This window comes from Micromonospora sp. NPDC049275, assembly GCF_043197115.1.
Lineage (GTDB): Bacteria > Actinomycetota > Actinomycetes > Mycobacteriales > Micromonosporaceae > Micromonospora.
Genome location: NZ_JBICSN010000003.1, coordinates 46,932 through 67,020 on the forward strand (window position 1 = coordinate 46,932; position 20,089 = coordinate 67,020).

General features: G+C 70.8%; 19 protein-coding genes and 1 tRNA gene. 16 read left to right on the top strand and 4 right to left on the bottom strand.

The genetic code is table 11. The features are described 5' to 3' along the window. Window positions 1-4 precede the first annotated feature (4 nt). From ACGFIE_RS10720 to ACGFIE_RS10740, 5 genes are all read left to right on the top strand, one after another. Entirely contained in the window at window positions 5-589 is a 585-nt protein-coding gene (locus ACGFIE_RS10720) for a Uma2 family endonuclease (protein ID WP_393293306.1), read from the top strand. Beyond that, the gene (locus ACGFIE_RS10725) at window positions 586-1,536 is read left to right on the top strand and encodes a 4-(cytidine 5'-diphospho)-2-C-methyl-D-erythritol kinase (RefSeq protein ID WP_393293308.1); all 951 of its coding nucleotides are present in this window, start codon (window positions 586-588) and stop codon (window positions 1,534-1,536) included. Before ACGFIE_RS10720 ends, ACGFIE_RS10725 begins: the two co-directional genes overlap by 4 nt. Window positions 1,537-1,658: 122 nt before the next feature. Then, window positions 1,659-3,464: an ABC-F family ATP-binding cassette domain-containing protein gene (locus ACGFIE_RS10730; protein ID WP_393293310.1), complete on the top strand. Its 1,806-nt coding sequence runs from the start codon at window positions 1,659-1,661 to the stop codon at window positions 3,462-3,464. A 95-nt stretch (window positions 3,465-3,559) separates the two neighbouring features. Beyond that, on the top strand, window positions 3,560-4,015 hold the full coding sequence (locus tag ACGFIE_RS10735; RefSeq protein ID WP_393293312.1) for a DUF4383 domain-containing protein: 456 nt from the start codon (window positions 3,560-3,562) through the stop codon (window positions 4,013-4,015). A gap of 207 nt (window positions 4,016-4,222) precedes the next feature. Next, window positions 4,223-4,699: a DUF4383 domain-containing protein gene (locus ACGFIE_RS10740; RefSeq protein WP_393293314.1), complete on the top strand. Its 477-nt coding sequence runs from the start codon at window positions 4,223-4,225 to the stop codon at window positions 4,697-4,699. A gap of 6 nt (window positions 4,700-4,705) precedes the next feature. Here ACGFIE_RS10740 and ACGFIE_RS10745 read toward each other — a convergent pair whose 3' ends face one another. Both ACGFIE_RS10745 and ACGFIE_RS10750 read right to left on the bottom strand, forming a co-directional pair. After that, entirely contained in the window at window positions 4,706-5,389 is a 684-nt protein-coding gene (locus ACGFIE_RS10745) for a TetR family transcriptional regulator (RefSeq protein WP_393294609.1), read from the bottom strand. Window positions 5,390-5,612: 223 nt separating this feature from the next. Continuing rightward, on the bottom strand, window positions 5,613-6,578 hold the full coding sequence (locus tag ACGFIE_RS10750) for an acyl-CoA desaturase (RefSeq protein WP_393293316.1): 966 nt from the start codon (window positions 6,576-6,578) through the stop codon (window positions 5,613-5,615). 361 nt (window positions 6,579-6,939) lie between these two features. Between ACGFIE_RS10750 and ACGFIE_RS10755 the strand changes: the two genes are divergently transcribed. The 10 genes from ACGFIE_RS10755 to ACGFIE_RS10800 all read left to right on the top strand — a co-directional run bounded on the left by ACGFIE_RS10755 (window position 6,940) and on the right by ACGFIE_RS10800 (window position 16,414). Further along, a tRNA-Gln gene (locus tag ACGFIE_RS10755) sits at window positions 6,940-7,011 on the top strand. Between the two features lie 110 nt (window positions 7,012-7,121). Next, entirely contained in the window at window positions 7,122-8,654 is a 1,533-nt protein-coding gene (gene glmU, locus ACGFIE_RS10760; RefSeq protein ID WP_393293318.1) for a bifunctional UDP-N-acetylglucosamine diphosphorylase/glucosamine-1-phosphate N-acetyltransferase GlmU, read from the top strand. A gap of 57 nt (window positions 8,655-8,711) precedes the next feature. Next, window positions 8,712-9,692, top strand: coding sequence for a ribose-phosphate diphosphokinase (locus ACGFIE_RS10765; RefSeq protein WP_007455396.1), 981 nt, complete (start codon window positions 8,712-8,714; stop codon window positions 9,690-9,692). A 332-nt stretch (window positions 9,693-10,024) separates the two neighbouring features. After that, the gene (locus ACGFIE_RS10770; RefSeq protein WP_393293320.1) at window positions 10,025-10,714 is read left to right on the top strand and encodes a 50S ribosomal protein L25/general stress protein Ctc; all 690 of its coding nucleotides are present in this window, start codon (window positions 10,025-10,027) and stop codon (window positions 10,712-10,714) included. 95 nt (window positions 10,715-10,809) lie between these two features. Continuing rightward, window positions 10,810-11,400: an aminoacyl-tRNA hydrolase gene (gene pth / locus ACGFIE_RS10775; RefSeq protein WP_393293322.1), complete on the top strand. Its 591-nt coding sequence runs from the start codon at window positions 10,810-10,812 to the stop codon at window positions 11,398-11,400. Between the two features lie 136 nt (window positions 11,401-11,536). Next, window positions 11,537-12,367, top strand: coding sequence for an inositol monophosphatase family protein (locus ACGFIE_RS10780; RefSeq protein WP_363678302.1), 831 nt, complete (start codon window positions 11,537-11,539; stop codon window positions 12,365-12,367). A gap of 65 nt (window positions 12,368-12,432) precedes the next feature. Beyond that, complete coding sequence (cysD, locus tag ACGFIE_RS10785; protein ID WP_363678304.1) at window positions 12,433-13,344, top strand: sulfate adenylyltransferase subunit CysD; 912 nt, start codon at window positions 12,433-12,435, stop codon at window positions 13,342-13,344. Continuing rightward, on the top strand, window positions 13,344-14,660 hold the full coding sequence (locus ACGFIE_RS10790; RefSeq protein WP_393293326.1) for a sulfate adenylyltransferase subunit 1: 1,317 nt from the start codon (window positions 13,344-13,346) through the stop codon (window positions 14,658-14,660). Before cysD ends, ACGFIE_RS10790 begins: the two co-directional genes overlap by 1 nt. A 107-nt stretch (window positions 14,661-14,767) precedes the next feature. Continuing rightward, window positions 14,768-15,274, top strand: a complete 507-nt coding sequence (locus tag ACGFIE_RS10795) for a MarR family winged helix-turn-helix transcriptional regulator (RefSeq protein ID WP_393293328.1) — start codon at window positions 14,768-14,770, stop codon at window positions 15,272-15,274. A gap of 198 nt (window positions 15,275-15,472) precedes the next feature. Continuing rightward, window positions 15,473-16,414: an NADP-dependent oxidoreductase gene (locus ACGFIE_RS10800; RefSeq protein ID WP_393293330.1), complete on the top strand. Its 942-nt coding sequence runs from the start codon at window positions 15,473-15,475 to the stop codon at window positions 16,412-16,414. A gap of 205 nt (window positions 16,415-16,619) precedes the next feature. Here the strand turns inward: ACGFIE_RS10800 and galK are convergent, their stop codons facing one another. Both galK and galE read right to left on the bottom strand, forming a co-directional pair. Beyond that, window positions 16,620-17,789, bottom strand: a complete 1,170-nt coding sequence (gene galK, locus ACGFIE_RS10805; RefSeq protein ID WP_393293332.1) for a galactokinase — start codon at window positions 17,787-17,789, stop codon at window positions 16,620-16,622. 55 nt (window positions 17,790-17,844) lie between these two features. Then, window positions 17,845-18,774 (bottom strand): UDP-glucose 4-epimerase GalE, encoded by a 930-nt coding sequence (galE, locus tag ACGFIE_RS10810; RefSeq protein WP_393294610.1) that lies wholly within the window; start codon window positions 18,772-18,774, stop codon window positions 17,845-17,847. Window positions 18,775-19,018: 244 nt separating this feature from the next. On the opposite strand from galE, the gene ACGFIE_RS10815 reads away from it, so the two are divergent. After that, window positions 19,019-20,059 (top strand): hemolysin family protein, encoded by a 1,041-nt coding sequence (locus ACGFIE_RS10815; RefSeq protein ID WP_393293334.1) that lies wholly within the window; start codon window positions 19,019-19,021, stop codon window positions 20,057-20,059. Window positions 20,060-20,089 lie beyond the last annotated feature (30 nt).

Here is a 20,089-nt window from a genome sequence, read left to right on the forward strand (position 1 = left end):
ACGAGTGACCGCGCAGCCGATGGAGCCCGCCGCCCACGGGATGTGGGGCCCGGATCCCGTCCGGCAGCGACTGGCCAACCACACCATCGAGGACGTGCTGGCCCTGCCCGACGACGCCCCCCGCGTCGAGCTACGTGACGGAGTCCTCGTCGTGGTCCCTTCCCCCACCTATGACCACCAGAACATCAGCAGCTTGCTCTGGATGTGGCTGCGACAGCACGCGCCGCTGGATCTGTCGCCCGCTACCGCCGTCGGAGTGGCGCTCAACCACCGCAACACCCTTGAACCGGACGTGGTGCTACTACGCCGGCCTCTTGTCGGTACAAGCCACTACTTCGACGCTGAGCAGGTCATGCTGGCCGTCGAGGTCGTCTCGCCCGGCACCCGACGGCGGGACCGGTTGGAGAAGCCGGCGGACTACGCCGATGCCGGGATTCCGCACTACTGGCGGATCGAGCAGAATCCGGTGCACGTGTACGCGTACGACCTGGTCGACGGCCGGTACGAGCTGGCCGCCGACTCTGCCGAGGAGCTGATCGTGGCCAAGCCGTTCGACATCCGCCTGCGCGTACGGGACATCACCCCGTGACCGAGGCCTGGCGACCGGACGACGAGGACGAGCGACGCGGGGCCCTCGGGCCGGTGAAGGTCCGGGTGCCCGCCAAGGTCAACCTGCACCTCGGGGTGGGCCCGCTGCGCCGCGACGGCTACCACGAGCTGAACACCGTCTACCACGCCATCTCGATCTACGACGAGCTGACCGCCCGGCGGGGCGACACGCTGGCGTTGACCATGGAGGGCGAGGGCACCGGCGAACTGGCGCTTGACGACTCCAACCTGGTGATCCGCGCCGCACACGCGCTGGCTGGTTACGCGGGGGTGCTGCCGCACGCCCGCCTGCACCTGCGCAAGCAGATCCCGCTGGCCGGTGGGCTGGCCGGCGGCAGCGCCGACGCGGCCGCCGCGCTGGTGGCCTGTGACGCGCTGTGGGGCACCGGGTTGTCCCGCGACGAGCTGGCCGGGATCGCCGCCGACCTGGGCTCCGACGTGCCGTTCCTGATCTACGGCGGCACCGCGCTGGGCACCGGCCGGGGCGAGGCGGTCAGCCCCGTGCTGGCCCGAGCCACCTCCTGGCACTGGGTCGTGGCGATCGCCGACGGCGGCCTGTCCACCCCCGCCGCGTACCGCGAACTGGACCGGCTGCGCGACTCCGGTGCCGCCGGCACCCCGCTGGGCAGCACCGACGCGCTGCTGGGCGCGCTGCGTCAACGTGACCCCCGCGTCCTCGCCCGTACGCTCGGCAACGATCTTCAGGACGCCGCGCTGGCGATGCGGCCCGCGCTTGCCGACACCCTGAAGGCCGGCGAGGCCGCCGGCGCGCTCACCGGCATCGTCTCCGGCTCCGGGCCGACCTGCGTCTTCCTCGCCGCCGACGCGGCCGACGCCGAGCGGATCGCCGCCGAGCTGACCAACGCCGGGGTGTGCCGGGAGGCCCGGGTCGCGCACGGCCCGGTCGCCGGCGCCCGCGTCGGCTGACGACTCGTTTCCACCGGCCCGCGGGCGCGCGGCGCGGGCGTCCGGAGTGTCCGCGTACCCTTGACGCAGGCGTCCCGAGGTGCCCGCCGGCACCCGGACGCCTTGATCTTGAAGGGTGGAACGTGGCCAACATCGTCAATCTGGACCGGGTGTCCAAGGGGTACGGCGCCGCCGGGCGGCTGCTCACGGACGTCTCGCTCGGCCTGGACGACGCCGACCGGATCGGTGTGGTCGGCCTCAACGGCGCCGGCAAGTCCACCCTGCTGCGCCTGCTCACCAAGCAGGAGGAGCCCGACGACGGCCGGGTCACCCACCGCCGCGACCTGCGCGTGCTCTGGCTACCGCAGCAGCTCACCCTCGCCCCGGACGCCACGGTCCGGGACGTCGTGCTCGGCACCGCCTGGCTCGGTGAGGGCATGGGCGCCGAGCACGAGTGGGCCGGCGACGCCGGTGTGCGCAACATCCTCGACGGCCTCGGCATGCCGCACCTCGGCCTCGACCAGCCGGTCGGCCCGATGTCCGGTGGCGAACGGCGGCGGGTGGCACTCGCCGCGCTGCTCGTCCGCGACTCGGACCTGCTGATCCTCGACGAGCCCACCAACCACCTCGACGTCGGCGGTGTCGACTGGCTGGCCCGGCACCTGGTCGGCCGCAAGGGCGCCCTCGTCGTGGTCACCCACGACAGGTGGTTCCTGGACGCGGTCTGCACCACCACCTGGGAGGTCGCCGACCAGACCGTCCGCGCGTACGAGGGCGGCTTCGCCGCCTGGACCCTCGCCCGCGCCGAGCGCGAACGCGTCGCCGCCGCCACCGAGGCCCGCCGGCAGAACCTGCTCCGCAAGGAGATCGCCTGGCTGCGGCGCGGCCCGCCCGCCCGCACCTCCAAGCCTCAGTTCCGCATCGACGCCGCGAACGCGCTGATCGCCGACGTGCCGCCGGCGCGCGACACCATGTCCCTGCAGCGGATGGCGGTTTCGCGCCTGGGCAAGCAGGTGTACGAGCTGGAGAACGTCGAGCTGCACGCCGGCCCGAAGGAGATCCTGCGCGACGCCACCTGGCTGGTCGGCCCCGGCGACCGGATCGCCATCCTCGGCGCCAACGGCGCCGGCAAGACCACCCTGCTGCGGATGCTCGCGGGCATCACCCGTCCGGACGGCGGCCGCCTCGGCACCGGTTCCACGGTGCGACCGGCGTTCCTCTCCCAGGAGCTGGCCGAGCTGCCCGGGCACCTGCGGGTGCTGGAGGCCGTGGAGGAGGTCGCCCGCCGGGTCCAGCTCGGCGACCGGGAGGTTTCCGCGTCGCAGCTCGCCGAGGTCTTCGGGTTCGACGACCGCCGGCTCTGGACCCCGGTCAGCGACCTGTCCGGAGGCGAGCGTCGCCGGTTGCAGATGCTGCGGCTGCTCGCCGGCGAGCCTAACGTGCTGCTCTTCGACGAGCCCACCAACGACCTGGACACCGACACCCTCGCCTCGCTTGAGGACCTGCTCGATTCGTGGCCCGGCACGATCATCGTGGCCAGCCACGACCGCTACCTCATCGAACGCGTCACCGACACGGCGTACGGGATGTTCGGCGACGGTCGGCTCGTGCACCTGCCCGGTGGCGTCGACGAGTACCTCGCGCGGACCGCCGAGCGAGCCGGCACTCCCCGGGCGGGTGTCACCTCGACCTCTGCGCCCGCTTCTCCGTCGGGAGGCGGCATGTCCGCCGCCGAGGTGCGCCAGGCGCGCAAGGAGCTGACCCGGCTGGAACGGCAGCTCGGCAAGCTCGACCAGCGCGAGGTCACCCTGCTCGACCAGCTCGCCGCCGACGCCACCGACTACGCCCGCGTCGCCGAGCTGGACACCCAGCTCAAGGACCTGCGCGCCGAGCGGGAACGGATCGAGGAGACCTGGATGACCCTCGCCGAGGACCTGCCCGAGAGCTGAGCGGGCCGGGCACGCCGGCGCGGGGGCCGTGTGCGGCGTCACACCGACACATGCGGGACAATCGTCGGCGACACCTCACCCTTGGAGACCCAGACATGGCCCACACCCCCATCAACCACCCCGCGCGGCCGATCTACCGGGCGATCGGCGGGCTGACCGGTCTGTACCTGGTGGTCTTCGGCGTGCTCGGCATCATCGCGGGCGCCGGCGACGAGATCCTCGCCCAGGACGACACCCGCGTCCTCGGTCAGGGCACCAACCTCGGCTTCTCGCTGCTCTGCGTGCTGCTCGGGCTCGTCGTGCTGGTCGGCACCGCGCTCGGCCGCAACATCGACGTGGCGATCAACCAGTGGCTGGCGTACGCCCTGATGGTGGTCGGCCTGGCCGGTCTGGCCTTCATCCGGACCGACGCCAACTTCTTCAACTTCAGCATCTTCACCGTGATCGTCGTGATGACTGCCGCCCTGGTGCTGCTCATGGCGGGCATGTACGGCAAGGTCGGCACGGAGGATGAGGCTGAGGCGTTCCAGAAGGCTCGTCTGGTTCTCTGAGTCTCTTGCGGTTTGGGGTTTTCGCCGGAGCCCGAGCTGCTCCGGGCGGTCAGGCTTGATCCCTGCGCAGCTCGGGCTCCGGCGAAAACCTGACCTGGTCCAGCCTTTGGCGGACCCTTTCGGCTTTGGGGTTCTTCGGACAGTTGGCTCTGGCCTGGGCGACAATCCTCCTGAAACGGTCTAACTCAGGTGGATGGGGTCAGGGGTATGCCGCACTTTCCGGTGAACCATCCGGCACGGCCGCTCTACCGGGTCCTCTCCGGCCTGATCGGCGTCTACATCCTGGTCTTCGGCGTCTGGGGTGTCGCCGAGACGATCGGCGACCCGCTCTTCGACCGGGGCAGCCACTGGGCTCTGGGGCTCCGCACCAACCTGGCCTTCTCACTCGCCTCGGTGGTCTTCGGAGCCGTCCTGATCTTCGGAGCGTCCCGGCGCAGCAACCTCGGCCACTACATGAACCTCACCGCCGGGGTGGTGTTCCTGGTGACCAGCATCCTCATGATGTCCGTGCTGCAGACCGACGCGAACTTTCTCAACTTCTCGATGTCGACGGTGATCGTGTCGATGCTGTTCGGCCTGATCCTGCTCGGCACCGGCCTCTACGACAAGGTCGGCCCGTCGGAGCACGCCGAGGCGGAGCTGGAACGCCGCAAACACCCGGTGGCCGACGCGCACCGCGGCTGACCGAGGTCAGCGGCGTCGTGCGGTGATCAAGGTGGGCTTCGCCTCCAGGTGCGACAACCCGTTCCACGCCATGTTGACCAGGTGCGCCGCCACCGTCTCCTTGCGCGGCTTGCGCACCTCCAACCACCAGCGGCCGGTCAACGCGACCATGCCCACCAACGCCTGCGAGTAGAGCTCGGCCAGCTTCGGGTCGTACCCGCGGCTCTTGAACTCCGCGCCCAGGATGTGCTCGACCTGGTGGGCCACGTCGTTCATCACGCTGCTGAAGGTGGCCGTCCCGGACAACAGCGGCGACTCGCGGACCAGCACCCGGAACCCGCTGGTCTCCTCCTCGATGTAGCCCAGCAGGGCCATCGCCGCCTGCTCCAGCAACTCGCGCGGATGCCCCGCCGTCAGCGCCGTGGTGATCCGGTCCAGCAGGGCCCGGACCTCCCGGTCGACCACTACCGCGTACAACCCTTCCTTGCCGCCGAAGTGCTCGTACACCACCGGCTTGGAGACCTTGGCGCGGGCCGCCACCTCCTCGATGGAGGTGGCGTCGAAACCGCGCTCGGCGAACAGTTGCCGGCCGGTCGCGATCAACTGCTCCCGGCGCTGGGCCGCCGACATGCGTACCCGGGAGGTGGGCTTGGGTTTCGCCGCCGCAGCCGGCACTGGGCGCCGGCCGGCATCGTCGCTGGCCTCGGGCATGTCGCCGCCTCGCTGGCGCTCGGTCACGCCCTGCCGTGGGATGGTGCCTCCGCTGTGCCCGTTCACGTTGTCGCCTCACTGGCGGGTGGCCTGACCACCCTGCCGCGCCGTCCGACCGTACCCGGATCGGGCCCGGCCCCCCGTCCGCCGAGCCGCCCGGTCCCCCCGCTGCGTTCGGTCATCGGGCCATCCTGCCAGGCGACACCCGGCGGCACTGCCCGGTTTATCGGGATGCGACAGGCTTCACGAGCTTGGCCGCGAGACGCTCGGGCTTCGGCCAGCGCACCTGCGACGCGGCGCCCGTCTTCTCGAACAACCAGATCACCCGGGCGGAGATGTCCACCTGACCACGCAGCACACCGTGTCGGGCGCTGGTCGGGTCGGCGTGGTGCAGGTTGTGCCAGCTCTCACCGAACGACAGGATGGCAAGCGGCCAGAAGTTCGACGCCCGGTCGCCCTGGCGCATCGCGAACGGGCGCTCGCCGTACACGTGGCAGACCGAATTGATCGCCCAGGTGACGTGGTGCAGGAGGCCGATCCGGACCAGTCCGGCCCAGAAGAACGCGGTGAGCGCGCCCTGCCAGGACCAGGTCACCAGGCCCCCGATCAGCGCCGGGCCGAGCAGCGAGACGGCCACCAGCACGGGGAACAGTCGGTCGACCCGGCTGATGTCGCGGTCGGCGATCAGATCCGGTGCGAACCGCTCCCGGTTGGACAGTTCGCGACGGAACAGCCAGCCCACGTGTGCGTGGAACAGGCCCCGCGTCAGTGCCCAGAAGCTGGTGCCGAAACGCCACGGCGAGTGGGGGTCACCCTCCAGGTCGGAGAACGCGTGGTGCCGGCGGTGGTCGGCCACCCACTGGATGATCTCGCCCTGCACCGCCAGGGAGCCCGCGACCGCAAGCGTCACCCGCAGCCACCGCTTGGCCTTGAACGAGCCGTGCGTGAAGTAGCGGTGAAAGCCCACAGTGATGCCGAGCCCGGAGACCACGTACCAGACCAGACCGATGATCACGTCGCTCCAGCCCAGCCAGCCGCCCCAGGCCATCGGCACGGCGACCAGCAGAGCGACGAAGGGGATCACGACGAAGGCCCACAGGGCGGCCAGGATCCCGGAGGACTGGCTGCCGTCGGTGAGCGGTTTCGGGCCGGGGCCAGCGGTGGGGGGTTCGAGCATGGTGGTGGACATGGCACCTCGCAGAGGGGGGAAACGATCACGAACCTACGCCTACGTCACCGTAACTTACGGCCGAGTAGAGCGCACGGGGAAGTTTCGAAAAGCTGTCGTACGCAGGTACTAAATCCCTGGTCAGGGCCGATCTTCCGGTCGCTGAGGCGTGCCGGGTCCACACCGCGGAATGGGTCCGGGTCCCTCGAATCCAGGGCTCGTCGCGACCTCCCGCGAAGGGCTCGACCGCCGCCTCGGTCGTGGGCGGCGAGGGAGGATCGCGAGGATCATGAAGGGCGTGAGTGCTGGCGTCGCCCCGGTCGGGCGTTAAGGTGTAGCGGCAGGATGTTCGTCGGGGAGCGACGGCGTCCTGACGTTGCGATCGGCCGTGGTGTAATTGGCAACACCCGGGTCTTTGGTACCCGTATTTCAGGTTCGAACCCTGGCGGCCGAGCTGCCCCCTAAAGTCCGTTTTGGGTTTCACTGGGGGTAACAGGGAGCGGTGCCGGACCCCGTGGTTAGCATGGCCGCGAGAGTGTCCGCCGTCCCGACGGGAGCCATGTCGTGCCCCAGCCCCACCTTCGTACCGTCGTCGTACTCGCCGCCGGTGAGGGCAAGCGGATGAAGTCGACACTGCCCAAGGTGTTGCACCCCCTGCTCGGCCGTACCCTGCTCGGTCACGTGCTGAGCGCCGCCGCGCCGCTGAGCGCCGACCGCACCGTCGTCGTGGTGGGGCACGGCGCCGACCAGGTCCGGGCGCACCTGGCCGAGATCGCCCCCGACGCCACGCCCGTGCTCCAGGCCGAGCAGCTCGGCACCGGGCACGCCGTCCGGATCGCGCTGGACGCCGTGCCGGAGGGCGCCGGCACGGTCGTGGTGATCAACGGAGACGTGCCGTTGCTGCGCCCGGAGACGGTGGGCGCGCTGGTGACCGCGCACGAGGAGGCCGCCGCGGCGGCCACCGTGCTGGCCGCCGAGGTGCCGGACCCGACCGGGCTCGGGCGGATCGTCCGGGACGCCGACGGCCGGCTGGAGCAGATCGTCGAGGAGCGCGACGCCGACGCCACGCAGCGCGCGATCCGGGAGATCAACGCCGGCATCTACGCGTTCGACGCGGTGCGGCTGCGCGACGCGCTGGGCAAGCTCTCCACCGACAACGACCAGGGCGAGGAGTACCTGACCGACGTGTTCGGCCTGCTCCGTTCCGCGGGCGAGCCGGTCGCGGTGCACGTGGCCGTCGACCACGTCGAGACGCTGGGCTGCAACGACCGCGTGGAGTTGGCGTCGCTGCGTCGGCTGCTGCGCGACCGGGTCAACGAGGCGTGGATGCGTACCGGGGTGAGCCTGCTCGACCCGGCGACCACCTGGATCGACGTGACAGTGGCGCTCGACCGCGACGCGGTGGTCGACCAGAACACCCAGCTGCGCGGCGCCACGGTGGTCGGCGCGGGTGCGCTTGTCGGGCCGGACGTCACGCTTGTCGACACGATCGTCGGTCCGGCCGCGTCGGTGGTGCGCAGCCACGCGGTCGGCGCCGAGGTGGGCGCGGGCGCCAGCGTGGGGCCGTACGCGTACCTGCGGCCCGCGGCACGGCTCGCCGACAAGGCGAAGGTCGGCACGTTCGTCGAGGTCAAGAACTCCGAGATCGGCGCCGGCTCCAAGGTGCCGCACCTCACGTACGTGGGTGACGCGACGATCGGCGAGCAGACCAACATCGGCGCCGCGTCGGTCTTCGTCAACTACGACGGGGTCAACAAGCACCGCACGGTGATCGGCAGTCACGCCCGGACGGGGGCGGACAACATGTTCGTCGCGCCGGTCGAGGTGGGTGACGGCGCGTACACGGCGGCCGGTTCGGTGATCGTGGACGACGTGCCGGCGGGCGCGATGGGTGTCGCCCGGGCGCGGCAGCGCAACATCGAGGGCTGGGTGGTGAAGCGGCGGGCCGGTACGGCGGCGGCCGAGGCCGCGCAGCGTGCCGGCGACGCGAAGGGTGCGTCGGAGGTGGCCGGCACCGCAAGTGACAGTGAGGCAATGCACGGGCGGGCCGAGACGGTGGGCGGTGCGTCCGGCGCGGGAGATACTGCAACCGAATAGTCCCCGACCCACCACCACCGGGCCGGGTACCGCCGACAAACGGGAGCAGACGGGCCCATGGGCAGCATCGTCGCCGAAAACCGCAAGAGCCTGATGCTCTTCTCCGGACGGGGTTTCCCGGAGTTGGCCAAGGAGATCGGCGAGGTGCTCGGCGTGGCACCGACGCCGGCCGACGCGTACGAGTTCGCCAACGGCGAGATCTTCGTACGGTTCAAGGACTCGGTGCGTGGTTCGGACGCCTTCGTGGTGCAGTCCGTGACGCACGGGGTGAACACCTGGGTCATGGAGACCCTGATCATGGTGGACGCGTTGAAGCGGGGGTCGGCGAAGCGGATCACCGTCGTGCTGCCGTTCTACCCGTACGCGCGGCAGGACAAGAAGCACCGGGGTCGGGAGCCGATCTCGGCCCGGCTGGTGGCGGATCTGCTGAAGACCGCCGGTGCGAACCGGATCCTCACTGTCGACCTGCACACCGCGCAGATCCAGGGCTTCTTCGACGGGCCGGTGGACCACCTCTTCGCGATGGACATCCTGGCGGAGTACGTGGAGCACCGGTACGCCGGCCGGCCGATGACAGTGGTGGCGCCGGATTCGGGCCGGGTGCGGGTGGCCGAGCGGTGGACCGACAGGTTGGGTGGCTGCCCGCTGGCGTTCATCCACAAGACCCGCGACCCGATGAAGCCGAACCAGGTGGTGGCGAACCGGGTTGTCGGTGAGGTGGAGGGTCGCGTCTGCCTGATCGTCGACGACATGATCGACACCGGTGGCACGATCGCCAAGGCGGCGGACATCCTCAAGGAGTCGGGCGCGGCGGAGATCGTGGTGGCGTCCACCCACGCGCTCCTGTCGGACCCGGCGACCGAGCGGTTGAAGAACAGCCCGATCAGCGAGGTCGTGGTGACCAACACGCTGCCGTTGCCGCCGGAGAAGCAGCTGGACAAGCTGACCGTGTTGTCGATCGCGCCGCTTCTGGCGCGGGCGATCCGGGAGGTCTTCGACGACGGTTCGGTGACCACCCTGTTCGGTGGCCTGAGCTGAGGGCGCGGCCCATTTCGTCATTCGACGCGCCGATGGGCGCAGAGCTGGCAGTCTGGTGGGAAACGGGGCTGGCGCGCTGGTGGGAACGCCATCGGCGCGCCGGTCTGGAGCCGTGACCGGGGACTGCCGACAAACCGGGAAACAGCTCGGGTAGACTGGTGCGGTTGCCACGGCGAGGGTGCCCGGCGGGCCGCTGAAGAGCGCCGCACGGAGGCACCGTCATCGACGCGGTGCTCCGGGCAGTCGTTCATGACGCATGAGCCCCAGCGAGCCCCTCGCCCCAGCACCGCAAGACGACAAGCCGCCGTAGCGAAAGCATCAGGAGTTTCCCCGTGTCCGAGGTAAAGATCAGCGCCGAGCCCCGCACCGAGTTCGGCAAGGGTGGTGCCCGTCGTACCCGCCGGGCCGGCAAGGTGCCCGCCGTGCTGTACGGCCACGGCGAGAAGCCCAAGCACATCGCGCTGCCGTCGCGGGAGTTCGCCGCCGCGATCCGCAAGGGTGGTGCCAACCAGCTGTTCGCGATCGACATCACCGACGGCACCCAGGTGCTGGCGCTGCCGAAGGCGATCCAGCGTGACCCGATCCGGGACACCTTCGAGCACGTGGACCTCATCCTGGTGCGCCGGGGCGAGCAGGTCACCGTCGAGGTGCCGGTCCACCTGACCGGTGAGGCCGCGCGGGACACCCTGATCGTGCACGACCACGACACCCTCTCGGTGACCGCCGACGCCACCAAGGTGCCGGACCACCTCGAGGCGTCGATCGAGGGCCTGGAGGCGGGCTCCTCGGTGACCGCCGGCGACGTCGAGCTGCCGAGCGGTGTCGAGCTGGCCGTCGACCCGACGCTGCCGGTCGCCGCGGTGACCGCCGCGCCGACCGCCGAGCAGCTTGAGGCGACGCTGCCCGAGGTCGAGGAGGCCACCGAGGAGGCCGAGGCCGAGACCGGCGAGGTCACCGAGGGCTCCGAGGGCGCGGACACCACCGAGGGTGGCGAGAGCGCCGAGGCGCGTACCGAGGCCTGATCGGTTCGTATTCGTGCGGCAGGCGTCCCCGAGTTTCGGGGGCGCCTGCCGGCGTATCGGGAGTCGGTCGAATCGACGGCGGGAAGGGACGGGTCGTGACGGACGAGGCGGGGCCGTGGCTGGTGGTCGGCCTGGGCAACCCCGGTCGGGAGTACGCCGGCAACCGGCACAACGTCGGGTTCATGGTGGCTGATCTGCTGGCGGGGCGGGTGGGCGCACGGTTCGGTAGGCACAAGCGGGCGGTGGCCGAGGTCGCGGAGGGGCGGCTGGGGTTCGGCGGCCCGAAGCTGGTGCTGGTCAAGCCACTGACGTACATGAACCTGTCCGGTGGGCCGGTCGCGGCGCTGTCGCAGTTCTACAAGGTGCCGCCGGCGCAGGTGGTCGCGGTGCACGACGAGTTGGACATCGGCTTCGGTCAGGTGCGGGTCAAGTGTGGCGGCGGCGAGGGCGGGCACAACGGCCTGCGTTCGATGTCCAAGTCGTTGGGCACCAAGGACTACGTTCGGGTGCGGTTCGGTGTGGGTCGCCCACCGGGTCGGCAGGACCCGGCGGATTACGTGCTGTCGGATTTCAGCGCGGCGGAGCGCAAAGAGCTGGATTTCCTGGTGGACCGGGCTGCCGATGTGGTGGAGTCGGTGATCGTCAAGGGCGTGGAGCCGACCCAGAACCTCTACCACGGCAGCTAGGGCCTGGCGGGGCGTACCGGATCGGAAACGGTTGGCCGGTAGTCTGCGCCTTTCGGCGTGCCGTGACCGGCGACGCGGGTCGCGGCCGATCGGTGCGTGCGGGCACGGGCCGCGGCGAGGCGACGGGAGCGGGCAGATGGGCAGTCCTCCGATGATCGACGGGGCGTTCGCCAGATGGTTGGCCTCCCGGGCCGGTCAGGCGCTGCTCGACCTTCGTACGGAGTTGGGTTTCGCGGACACGGGGGCGCTGAAGTCGGCCGGGGACAAGGTGTCGCACGACCTGATCCGTACGGAGTTGGCGCGGTGGCGGCCGGGGGACGCGGTGCTCTCCGAGGAGGACGAGGGCTCCCGGTTGGCCTGGGCGGCCGAGGTGAACGCCGGCGCGGTGTCCCGGTTGACGGCGGACCGCGTGTGGATCATCGATCCGTTGGACGGCACCCGGGAGTTCTCCGAGGAGGGCCGCTCGGACTGGGCGGTGCACATCGCGCTCTGGGCGCGGAGCGCGCCGAGTCCGCACGGGCTGGTCGCGGGAGCGGTGGGGCTGCCGGCGCAGCACCGGGTGCTGGGCACCGACTATCCGCCGGCGTACCCGCCGATGACTGTGGAGGCGGCGACGGCCGGTGAGCGGAAGATCCGTCTGGCGGCCAGCCGGAGTCGCCCGCCGGTGTTCCTCACCGACCTGGCCGAGGATGTCGGCGCGCACCTGGTGCCGATGGGTTCGGCCGGTGCGAAGATCGCCGCGGTGGTGACCGGCGAGGTGGATGCGTACATCCATGCGGGTGGGCAGTACGAGTGGGACTCGGCGGCCCCGGTCGCTGTGGCGACGGCCACCGGACTACACGCTTCCCGGATCGACGGTTCTGCGCTTCGATACAACGAGGCGGATCCGCGCCTGCCGGACCTGCTGGTCTGTCGCAAGGATCTCGCCAACCGGTTGCTTGCAGCGCTGCAGAGGCATTCCGGGTAGCCTGAGCACGCTTCTTGACATGTCCGACCGGAAAGGTCTGGAAATCGGATGAGCGAGCGAGTGTCATGACCTCCCCCGCGGCCTACCGGGTCTCCCACCTGGACGCCCTCGAAGCCGAGAGCATCTTCGTGATGCGCGAGGTTGTCGCCGAGATGGAACGCCCGGTGCTGCTCTTCTCCGGCGGCAAGGACTCGATCGTCATGCTGCGGTTGGCGCAGAAGGCGTTCGCTCCGGCCAACATCCCCTTTCCGGTGATGCACGTCGACACCGGTCACAACTTCCCCGAGGTGCTCGAATACCGCGACCAGCGGGTTGCCGAGCTGGGGTTGCAGCTGGTGGTGGCGAGCGTGCCGGAGGCCCTGGCCAAAGGGCTGGTTCGCGAGTCCGGTGACGGGATGCGCAACCGGATCCAGACGCCGGTGCTGCTGGACGCGGTGGAGAAGCACCGCTTCGACGCGCTGTTCGGTGGCGCCCGCCGCGACGAGGAGAAGGCGCGGGCCAAGGAGCGGGTGTTCAGCTTCCGCGACGAGTTCGGCCAGTGGGATCCGAAGAACCAGCGCCCGGAGCTGTGGTCGCTCTACAACGGCCGGCACCACCCGGGTGAGTCGATCCGGGTCTTCCCGCTGTCCAACTGGACCGAGCTGGACGTGTGGCACTACATCGCCCGCGAGCGCATTCCACTGCCGTCGATCTACTACGCGCACGAGCGCGAGGTGATCGAGCGCGACGGGATGGTCTACGCGGTCAACGAGTTCTTCCGTCCCCGCGCGGGTGAGGAACGGTTCAAGGCGCAGGTGCGCTACCGCACCGTCGGCGACGCCTCCTGCACCGCGGCGGTCCGCTCGGACGCGGACACCGTGGAGAAGGTCATCGAGGAGGTGGCGGCCACGCGGATCACCGAGCGGGGCGCGACCCGTGGTGACGACCGGGTCAGCGAGGCCGCCATGGAGGACCGCAAGCGTGAGGGGTACTTCTGATGACCACCGAGATCGTGGCCTCGGCCGCCGCCGGCACCGAGGCCACCGGTGAGGCGCGGCCCATGGACCTGCTGCGGTTCGCCACCGCCGGCAGCGTTGACGACGGCAAGTCGACCCTGATCGGTCGGCTGCTCTACGACACCAAGTCGCTCTTCACCGACCAGTTGGCGGCGGTGGAGGCGGTCAGCGCGGCCCGTGGCGACGAGTACACCAACCTGGCGCTGCTCACCGACGGTCTGCGCGCCGAGCGGGAGCAGGGCATCACCATCGACGTGGCGTACCGGTACTTCGCCACGCCCCGGCGCAAGTTCATCATCGCGGACACTCCCGGGCACATCCAGTACACCCGCAACATGGTCACCGGCGCCTCCACGGCCGACCTGGCGCTGATCCTGGTGGACGCGCGCAAGGGCCTGGTGGAGCAGTCCCGCCGGCACGCGTTCCTCTGCTCGCTGCTGCGGGTGCCGCACCTCGTCCTGTGTGTCAACAAGATGGACCTGGTCGACTGGTCGCAGGAGGTCTACGAGCGGATCGCCGACGAGTTCACCGCGTTCGCCGCGAAGCTCGACGTTCCGGACCTGACCGTGGTGCCGATCTCCGCGCTGCGCGGCGACAACATCGTGTCCCGCTCGGAGAACATGCCGTGGTACGAGGGTCCGTCGCTGCTGCACCACCTGGAGCGGGTGCACATTGCCAGCGACCGCAACCTGGTCGACGTCCGGTTCCCGGTGCAGTACGTGATCCGCCCCCAGTCCACGACTGTCACCGACTACCGCGGCTACGCCGGTCAGGTCGCCTCCGGCGTGCTCAAGCCGGGCGACGAGGTGATGGTGCTGCCGTCCGGCTTCACCAGCCGGATCGCCGCCGTGGAGACCGCCGACGGGCCGGTCGCGGAGGCGTTCCCGCCGATGTCGGTGACGGTACGGCTGGCCGACGAGATCGACATTTCTCGGGGTGACCTGATCTGCCGGCCGAACAACGCGCCCGCTGTCGCGCAGGACATCGAGGCGATGGTCTGCTGGATGGACGAGACCCAGCCGCTGCGGGTCGGCGCCCGGTACGCCATCAAGCACACCACCCGGTCGGCTCGGGCGATCGTGCGCGGCCTGCACTACCGGCTGGACATCAACTCGCTGCACCGCGACGAGTCGGCCGACGAGCTGCGGCTCAACGAGATCGGCCGGGTACGTCTGCGCACCACGGTGCCGCTGCTCGCGGACGAGTACCGGCGCAACCGCACGACAGGCGGCTTCGTCATCATCGACGAGACTACCAACCGCACGGTGGGCGCTGCCATGATCGTCGAAACCGCCTGACCGCGCGCCGCCCCGAGCCGTCCGGCCGGGACCGGCAGCGCGCCGGTCCTCGGCTCGAACGCGCTTCCTGCGGATAACTTCGAATTCAAAGCAGGTACGATCGCGGGATGAGTGAGGCGGCACCACGCCTGAGCGCGGAGCAACTTGGCGCGTACTTTGCTCTGGTGGAGGTCGGCAGCCTTCTTCAGTACGCGGTGGACGAGCACCTGCGCGTCGACGGTGACCTCAGCTATGTGCAGTTCCAACTCCTCGCCCGGCTTGTCGACGCGCCTGGGGGCAGGCTGCGGATGACCGACCTGGCCGACGGTGTCGTGTACAGCCGCAGCGGGCTGACCTACCAGGCAGGCTTGCTGGAGAAGCGTGGCCTGATCACCCGTTCGCCGTCGCCGGACGACGAGCGCAGCGTCATGGTGGCGGTCACCGACGTCGGTCGCGACCTGATCGCCCAGGTGCTCCCCGGGCATGTCGACCGCGTCCGGGACCTGTTGTTCGAACCCCTGACCGGCGACGACGTCGCCGCCCTCAACTCAGTCCTGGGCCGGGTCCGCGACCACATGCGCGCCGCTCCGCCCCGCTCCGCCAGGCCTCGCGGCAGGCGTAACCAGACCGACTGAGGCGTGAGCCGAGTCTGAGGCTCCGGTCCATGGTCTGTCACCCCGTTGACGACGGGGGCAGTTCCGCCGAACGGCGGCAACCCTGACTGAGACGGCTGTCACCCCCTGCGTCACCCTTGCTTCGAATTCGAAGCGTGCTAGCGTTCGCATGTGCTTCGAAATCGAAGCACAACGGATTTCAGAAGGGCGAGGCTCGTCATGAAGGCAGTGCGTTTCCACGAGTACGGCACCCCCGAGGTCCTGCGCTACGAAGACGTGGAGCAGCCGGCCCCCGGCGTCGGCGAGGTCCGGATCCGGGTGGCGGCGACGTCGTTCAACCCGGTCGAGGGCAACATCCGCGCCGGTGTCATGCAGGGCTCCATTCCGATCCGGCTGCCGCACACCCCCGGCATCGACATCGCGGGCACTGTCGACGCGCTCGGCCAGGACGTCACCGGCTTCGACATCGGTGACCGGGTGATCGGCGCCCTGCCGCTGACCAGCACCGGCGCGGCCGCCGAGTACGTGATCGCCCCGGCCCCGATCCTGGCGGCAGCCCCCACGAGCGTCCCGCTTGTGGACGTCGCCGGACTACCGGTGGTCGGGCTCACCGCGTGGCAGGCGCTGTTCGACCACGCGAAGCTGACCACCGGTCAGCGGGTGCTGATCAACGGCGCGGGTGGCGTCGTCGGCGGCTACGCGGTGCAGCTGGCCAAGAACGCCGGCGCGTACGTGATCGCCACGACCGGCCCGCGCAGCTCCGAGCAGGCCCGGACGGCCGGCGCCGACGAGATCCACGGCCCCGGGATCCCGGAGCTGTCCGAGCCGGTAGACGTCGTGCTCAACTTCGCCCCGATCGCCCCGGAGCAGATGGCCGCCCTGGCCTCCGTGATCCGGGACGGCGGCGTGCTTGTCAACACCACAGTGTGGATGCCCGCCGCGTCCGACGAGGCCCGCGGCGTACGGGGCATCAATCTCTTCTTCCGTCCCGACGGCGAACAGCTCGCCGGGCTGGTGGCCCTGCTTGACGCCGGCAAGCTGCGCCTCGGCGCGACCCGGCGGGTGCCGCTTGCCGAACTGGCGCAGGTGCACGTCGAGGTTGCCACCGCCCCGATCAACGGCAAGGTCGTCCTCGTCGCCTCCAGCACCACCCTCGACTAGACGAGCAAGTCCGGTGTGGCTGCCCGCCGTGTCGATGTGCTGTTGAGCGGTATGCCCACCGGCCGCGCCACCGCTCCAGGCAGGGTCAGGAACTACTCGTCTGGAGGAAGACCCCCGGCCGAGAGGTCAGCGGTGATCAAGAGGTTCGCGTCAGTCCGGGCCCGGATTCTGACGCGAACCTCTTGATCACCGCGGGAGGGTGGGGTTAGGAGAGGCGGGTTGCGCCGGGGGCTGGGAGGACCGGAACCGTGGTGGGGGCGGTGAAGCCTCGTTCGGCGTACGCGGCCGTGACGGCTGCCGCCACCGCCTCGACGCGATCGGTCTCGACCAGGGCCAGGACGCAGCCGCCGAACCCACCGCCGGTCATCCGGGCACCCAGCGCGCCGGCCGACAGCGCCGCCTCGACGGCCGTATCGATCTCCGGCACGGTGATCTCGAAGTCGTCGCGCATGGAGACGTGCGAGGCGGTGAGCAGCGGGCCGATGTCCCGGACCCGGCCGGCGCGCAGCAGCGCCACCGTGTCCAGCACACGCTGGTCCTCGGTGACCACGTGCCGGACCCGTCGTCGGGTCTCCTCGTCGTCGAGACGGGCCAACGCGCTGTCGAGCTGGTCGACTGTGACGTCGCGCAGCGCGGCCACACCGAGCGCCTTGGCGCCCGCCTCGCAGGATCGGCGGCGGGCGGCGTACTCCCCGTCGGCGTGCCGGTGCGGTGCGCGGCTGTCGATGACCAGCACGGCCAGCCCGGCCGCGTCCAGGTCGAACGGGATCTGCTCGACGGACTCGTCGCGACAGTCGAGGAAGAGGGCGTACCCGGCGCGGCAGCGGATCACCGCGGACTGGTCCATGATGCCGGTCGGCGCACCCACGTAGACGTTCTCCGCCCGCTGCGCCAGCCGCGGCTGGCGCTCGGGGGTCAGGTCCAGCCCACCGAGGTCGAGCAGGGCGGCGAGCACTGCCGACTCCAGCGCCGCCGACGACGAGAGCCCGGAGCCCAGCGGCACGTCGGAGGCGATCGCCAGCCGGGCGCCGGGCACCGCGTGGCCGGCTTCGCGCAGCGCCCAGACCACCCCGGCCACGTACGCGCCCCAGCCGGTCACCCGGCCGGGTTCGGCCACGTCGTCCGCGCCGAAGGTGATCGTCTCGTCGGAGAGCTCGGACCAGACCGTCCAGCGCTCGTCGTCCTGCCGGTCGGCGGCGACGACGGTACGCATCGGCAGCGCGAACGGCAGCACGAACCCGTCGTTGTAGTCGGTGTGTTCACCGATCAGGTTGACCCGACCGGGTGCGGCCCAGCTGCCGGTGGCCTGACCGCCGTACTGGTCGGTGAAGCCGGCGGCGGCCCGCTCGGCGACGTCACCGCTCGGCGCGCTCATGATGTCTCCCTTGTTCGCGACTGCGGGGCTCGCGAGCCCGGCTCACTCCTCGCGCTCACGCCTGCTCCAGGACGTGCGTGCGGTAGAACGCCCAGGCGTCGCCGACCATGTCGTGCAGGGTGGGCTTCTGCGGCACCCAACCCAACTCGTCGCGGGCCAGCGCGGAGGAGGCGACCAGCTCGGCGGGGTCGCCCTCGCGGCGCGGCGCCACCTCGACGGGCAGCTGGTGCCCGGTGACCTCGCGGACCACGTCGACCACCTGTCGGTTGGTGAAGCCGTTGCCGTTGCCGAGGTTGTAGATGCGGTGCTGGCCCCCGGTGGCGGCGTCCAGCGCCAGCAGGTGGGCGCGGGCCAGGTCGGCGACGTGGATGTAGTCGCGCACGCAGGTGCCGTCCACAGTGGGGTAGTCGTCGCCGAAGAGTTGGAGCTTCTCCCGCCGGCCGGCGGCGACCTCCAGGGCGATCGGGATGAGGTGCGTCTCCGGGTCGTGCCGCTCACCGAGCGCGACGTCCTCGGCGAGGTGCGCGCCGGCGACGTTGAAGTAGCGCAGTGAGACGGCGGCCAGCCCGTGCGCGATGGCCTCGGAGGTGAGCGCCAGGTCGACGGCGAGCTTGGTGGCGCCGTACGTGTTGGTGGGTGCCTTGACCGCGGTCTCCGTGATCGGCAACTCGGTGGGGTTGCCATAGACGGCGGCGGTGGAGGAGAAGACCATCCGGGGCACCCCGGCGGCGCGCACGGCGTTGATCAGGGCGAGCGAACCGACCGTGTTGGTCTGCCAGTACAGCTCCGGCTTCACCATCGACTCGCCGGCGGCGATGAGGGCGGCGAAGTGCAGCACCCCGTCGAAGCCGGCGTCGGGGGTGAGCACCTGGGCGGCGTCGTGGATGGACGCCTCGACGTGGGTCGCGTCCGGAGCGAGCGCCTCGCGGTGACCGGTGCGCAGGTCGTCCAGGACGACCACCTGGTGGCCCGCGTCGAGCAGCATCCGGGTCACCACGCTGCCGATGAACCCGGCGCCTCCGGTGACGAGCAGTTTCACGTCGTTGCCTCCTGCCTGGCCCGCCGGGACGTGGCCCTTGGTGATCACCCTACGGCGGCGGATGGGACCGGAGCCGATCACGCCGCCAACCCATTCCATCATAATCTCTCATGTTTAAACAGAGCCGCACATCCCCTCGACTCCGCGCGATTCCCGGTACGGCGGGCGCCCGGTGTCTACCATCTCTGTCATGCGGGAAGCGGCCCGTTCCGGGCTCCGGCGACGCGTGCGGGGGAGGCCCCGCCGCGATCCCGGCCCGCTCGCCCGAGCCGTCGCCCGGGTGCTGGTCCGTACCGCCGACGGCGCCAGCCGCCTCGTCACCGACCTGCTCGGGGCCGGTCCGGCGGCCGGCCGAGAACGCATCTCCGAGGCCGAGCTACGGGATCTGGTCGCGGTGAACACCGTGCTCGATCCGGACGAGCGGCGGATCATCGACGAGGTGTTGGTGGCCGGGGCGAGTCTCGTGCGCGAGGTGATGATGCCCCGGACCGAGGTGGTCTTCCTGCCGGCCCGGCTGACCATCGCGGAGGCCGCCCGGCTGGTGCGGGCCGAGACGCACAGCCGCTACCCGGTGACCGACGGCACCCACGACGACGTGGTCGGGTTCGTGCACCTGCGGGACGTGCTGCTGCGTCCGGACTCCGACCCGTGTGGCACCGTCGGCGAGCTGACCCGCGAGGTGAAGCAGGTGCCCGGCAGCAAACGGGTCCTGGCCGCGCTTACCGAGATGCGCAGGGAGGGCCACCACCTGGCGGTGGTGATCGACGAGTACGGCGGGACCGCCGGGATCGTCACCCTGGAGGATCTGATCGAGGAACTCGTCGGGGAGATCCACGACGGGTACGACGCGCCCCCCGACCCGGCGCACGCCGGCCTGCCCGCGGTGGTCGACGGTCGCCTCAACCTCGCCGACTTCGCCGAGCGGACCGGCGTGACGCTGCCCGTCGGGCCGTACGAGACGGTCGGGGGGTACGTGATGGCCGTGCTGGGCCGGCTGCCACTGCCCGGGGACGAGGTGCCGGTACCCGCCGAACCGCCCGACGACGGCGGCCCCGATCCGGCGGACCCGGCGGACGGTTGGCTGCTTCGCGTGCTGGCCCTGGACGGCCGTCGGGTCGCCCGGCTCGCCGTGTCGGCGCTCCGCGTGCCGGAGCAGCGGCGCGCGGGCGTGCCACGCGAGGTCAGCGCCCCGACACCGGCCGGCGGTGGCCGACGCGCCGGCCCGTCATGACGGCCCGGCCCCCTTGCTGACAGAATTATC